This is a genomic window from Actinomycetospora sp., assembly GCF_055612215.1.
Genome location: NZ_JBVPVA010000233.1, coordinates 1 through 3,944, shown reverse-complemented (window position 1 = coordinate 3,944; position 3,944 = coordinate 1). Strand labels below are relative to the sequence as shown.

Sequence of the window (3,944 nt, the reverse complement as noted above, 5' to 3'; positions counted from 1 at the left end):
GGCGTGGGTCGCCGGGCGGGTCAGGGAGATCGGTCGTCCCGGAGAGGGGCCCGACGGGTCCTACTTCGCGGTCGCCGTCACCGAGCTGGTCCACACCGTGATCGCGCCGTCGGCGGACAAGTTGCTGATCACGTCGTGGCGTCCGAGTGGTCAGGTCCGCCGGGTGGAGCGGACCTGACCCCGGGCGCGGACGGGCTCAGTGCGCGATCAGCTGGCCGAGGCGCCGGGTCAGCTTGACGTTCTCCCGGTAGTCCACCGGCACGACGATCACCGACGGCCGGTCGCGCTGGTCGAACGCCTCCTTGAGGGCGGGCCGGAGCTCGTCGGCACTGGTCAGCCGACGGGCGTGGCAGCCGAGACCCTCGGAGATCTTCACCAGGTCGGGCGACGGGAAGTCGGTGCCGAAGTGGCGGCCGAACTCGACCTCCTGCTTCCAGGAGATCAGCCCGTAGCCGTTGTCCTCCCAGACCAGGTTGACCGGCGCGACCCCGAGGCGGACCGCTGTCGCCAGCTCCGGGCCGTTCATGAGGAACCCACCGTCGCCGGAGATCGCGACGACCCGCAGGTCGGGGTGCACCAGGGAGGCCGACACCCCGCCGGGAACGGCGATCCCCATCGAGCAGAAGCCGTTGGAGATGATGCAGCTGTTCGGGTCGTAGGTCGGGTAGTGGCGCGCGATCCACATCTTGTGGGCCCCGACGTCCGAGATCAGGATGTCCTCGTCGCCCATCTCGGCGCGCAGGTCGGCCAGGATGCGCTGCGGCTTCATCGGGAAGTCGCCGGTCTCGTTCTCGGCGGAGGCCCCGCCCTCGCTGATCTCCTCGGTGAGGTGCGCCCGGGCGCGGGAGTGGCCGTCGATGTCGGGGAAGTGGTGGTCCTCGGTGAGCCCCTCGTTGATGTGCCAGAGGGCTGCCGCGATGTCCCCGACGATCTCGACGTTCGGGCGGTAGGCGCCGTCGACCTCGGCGGGGTCGAAGTCGATGTGCAGGAGCCTCTTGCTGCGCCCGATGTTCCAGCGCGCGGGCGGCCACTCGACCATGTCGTAGCCGACCGCGATCACGAGGTCGGCGGCCTCGAACACCTCGGTGACGTAGTCCCGGGAGCCGAGGCCGACGGCGTAGAGGCTGCGTTCGTGGCGGTCGGACAGTGCGCCCTTGCCCATGAAGGTCATGCCGGCGTAGATGCCGGTCTCGTCGACGAAGCGCTGCAGCTGTCGGCTCACGCGGGTGCGGACGCAGCCCTGGCCGACGAGGAGCACCGGTCGCTCCGAGCGGGCGATGAGGTCGAGGGCCGCCTGCACCGACTTGTCGTCGGGCACGGGCCGGCGCACCTTCTCCGGCGGCACGATCGGTTCGCTCTCGACCTCGTGCTTGGCGATGTCCTCGGGGAGCTCGACGTGCGTGGCCCCCGGCTTCTCGGCCGCGGCGAGCTTGAACGCCTTGCGGATGACCTCGGGGATCGTCGTCTCGTCGCGCAGCGAGGTCGTCCACTTGGTGATCGGCGTGAACATCTCGACGACGTTCATCGCCTGGTGCGACTCCTTGTGCAGCCGCGTCGTGGCGCCCTGCCCGGTGATCGCGACGACCGGGGAGTTGTCCATGTTGGCGTTGGCGACGCCGGTGACGAGGTTCGACGCCCCCGGGCCGAGCGTCGACAGGCAGACCCCCGGGTGGCCCGAGAGCCGGCCGTACACGTCGGCCATGAACGCGGCCCCGGCCTCGTGGTGCGTGGGCACGAACTGGATCGCGGAGTCGCGCATCGACATCAGGAGATCGGCGTTCTCCTCACCGGGTACGCCGAACACGTACTCGACGCCCTCGGCCTCCAGACACCGGACGAACAGATCGCTGGCCCTCACGGTCACGCTCCCCACTGATCGCTGACGACCGGTCGTGTACCCGGTCGCGGCGGGGGTTCATCCCTACTCGTCCCGATGGGCGGAGGGCTCCCCCGACCGGACCGTAGGCCAGCCCCGCGACGGCGAGCCGGGCGGCATCGGTGGCCCTCGTCACGGTCCGGCCGGTCGACGGGGAGGCGGGCCCGGCGGCGGGGCGCCCCCGGGTCCGGCCGTGAAGTACGAGTTCGAGGCTTCCGAGGAGGACCCCGAGCCGGACCCGGTGCCTGTCGCGCCCGCTCCCGTCCCGGCTCCGAGGGCGTCGGCGGTCGCCTCCGGGGCGGTCGGGGCGGGGGCGCTCGTCGTCGGCGCGGTGGAGGTGGCGGCCGCCGTCTGGTCGGCCGTCCCGTCCGCGGCCGGATCGGTCGTGGCCGGACCGGTCGTGGCCGCGGTAGCCGTCGACCCGTTCCCGGCGCCCGCGAGCCCCGAGACCGACTCGAGGGTCTTGCCGACCTTGAGGTCGTTGAGGAAGAGCGTGCTGTCCTGCCTGATCGACTCGTCGCGGTAGATGCCGGTCTTGAGGTAGGCGCTGCCCTGCACGTTCGGCTTCGGGGTCGTGTAGCCGGTGAGCGTCTGCTTGCCGTTGCACCAGGCGTCGATCGCGCCGCCGAAGGTGACGCCGAGCTGGAACGAGAACGCGCCCTGGGTGACCGGACAGAAGTCCTTCTGGCTGCCCCCGTCGTTCGCGAGCCGCAGCTGTCCCTTGCCGACCTCGACGGCCAGCGGCGGGCTCCCGGTCCCCGGCTGCTTGAACTGCATGATCAGCTGCCAGGTGTCGGTGTTCGTCGGGAAGCCGTGGTCGAAGAAGCCGGAGTAGCCGATGAAGGCCTTCTCGCCCTCCTTGAACTCGGGGATGTCCGGCTCGGCCTCGGTGCGCTTCCCTCCCCCGGGCATCTCGAACTTGACCGCCTCGCGTCCCGGCACGTTCGGCGACGCCGCCGCGCTCGGGTCCGTGGCGCCCTGGTTGTTCCACGGGGTCGACTTGAACCCCTCGAGGCCGCTCGCCAGGGAGAAGGACGCGCCGGTGTCCTTGCCGCGGTTCTCGTCCTTGCCGCGGTTCCCGTCCTTGCCGCCGGTCTTGTCCTTCTCCTTGTCGTCGTCCTTGTCCTTGTCCTTGCCGGTCTTCTCGCTGCCGCGGCTCCCGGCGGAGGGCGCGGCGCTCGTGGTGGTGGTCGGCGCCTCGGTGGCGGAGGCGGAGCCGGAACCGGTCTCCTCGCCCGCCCCGTACTCCCCCGACGAGCCGGTGCCCGTCGAGCCGGTACCGGTCGAGCGGCGGCCGGACGGGGCGGTCGTCGTGGGCTCGACACCCGTCCCGTTCGCCGAGGTACTCGACCCCGCGGCACCGGCCGAGGAACCGGTGACGCCGGTGCCCGTCCTCGAACCCGAGGGCGACGTCCCCGCCGAACCCTGTCCGGAGGACACGGTCCCCGAGCCGCCGGCGTCCGGTTGCGCCGACGAGGCCCGCGACCCTGAACCGCGCGAGCCGGTCCCCGTCGAGCCCGTGGCGTCGCCGCCGTCCGACGACGCCGACCCGGAGCGCCGGGTGGACACCCCTGCCCCCGTCCCGGCTCCGCCGGCCGTGGACGACCCGGACGGGGCCGTGGTCGGGGTGGCCGCCGACGACCCGCCGTCGCCGGCCGACCCACCCTCGTAGGAACCGGCGGTCCCGGTACCGGCCGCGCCGCCCCCGTCGTAGGAGCCGTCGGTCCTCCCGGTACCGGTCGACCTCGCCGGCGGCGTCGTGGTCGCCGCACCGGCGCCACCCGTCCTGCCGGTCCCCGTGCTCGCGGTGTCGGCCCCCGAGGACGACGGCTCCGCGCTCGACCCCTGGCGCCCGTCCCGGTCCCGCCCGCGCCCGTCCCCGGGTCGGCGGTGCCGGTCGCCTGCGCGTCCGGATCCTCGGACGCCGTGCTCCCGCCCGATCCGGACTGCGGCGCGGTACCGGGCGCCTTCGCGGGCCCGGCGTCGGTGGGGATCGCGGCGACGACCTTGCCGAGCGACGCGGCCGCCCACTGCGGCGCCGTGGTGCCCGCGGCCACCGGGAGCTTCT

The 3,944-nt window shown here is 72.9% G+C and carries 3 protein-coding genes; 1 reads left to right on the top strand and 2 read right to left on the bottom strand.

Features of this window, described 5'->3' with window-relative positions; translation table 11 throughout:
- Positions 1 to 196: 196 nt before the first annotated feature.
- Both AC0CYZ_RS06465 and AC0CYZ_RS06460 read right to left on the bottom strand, forming a co-directional pair.
- Complete coding sequence (locus tag AC0CYZ_RS06465; protein ID WP_472213469.1) at positions 197 to 1,858, bottom strand: acetolactate synthase large subunit; 1,662 nt, start codon at positions 1,856 to 1,858, stop codon at positions 197 to 199.
- A gap of 150 nt (positions 1,859 to 2,008) precedes the next feature.
- Positions 2,009 to 3,316: a heparin lyase I family protein gene (locus AC0CYZ_RS06460; RefSeq protein WP_472213467.1), complete on the bottom strand. Its 1,308-nt coding sequence runs from the start codon at positions 3,314 to 3,316 to the stop codon at positions 2,009 to 2,011.
- Between the two features lie 79 nt (positions 3,317 to 3,395).
- Between AC0CYZ_RS06460 and AC0CYZ_RS06455 the strand changes: the two genes are divergently transcribed.
- Complete coding sequence (locus AC0CYZ_RS06455) at positions 3,396 to 3,548, top strand: hypothetical protein (protein ID WP_472213465.1); 153 nt, start codon at positions 3,396 to 3,398, stop codon at positions 3,546 to 3,548.
- The last annotated feature ends 396 nt before the right edge of the window (positions 3,549 to 3,944 follow it).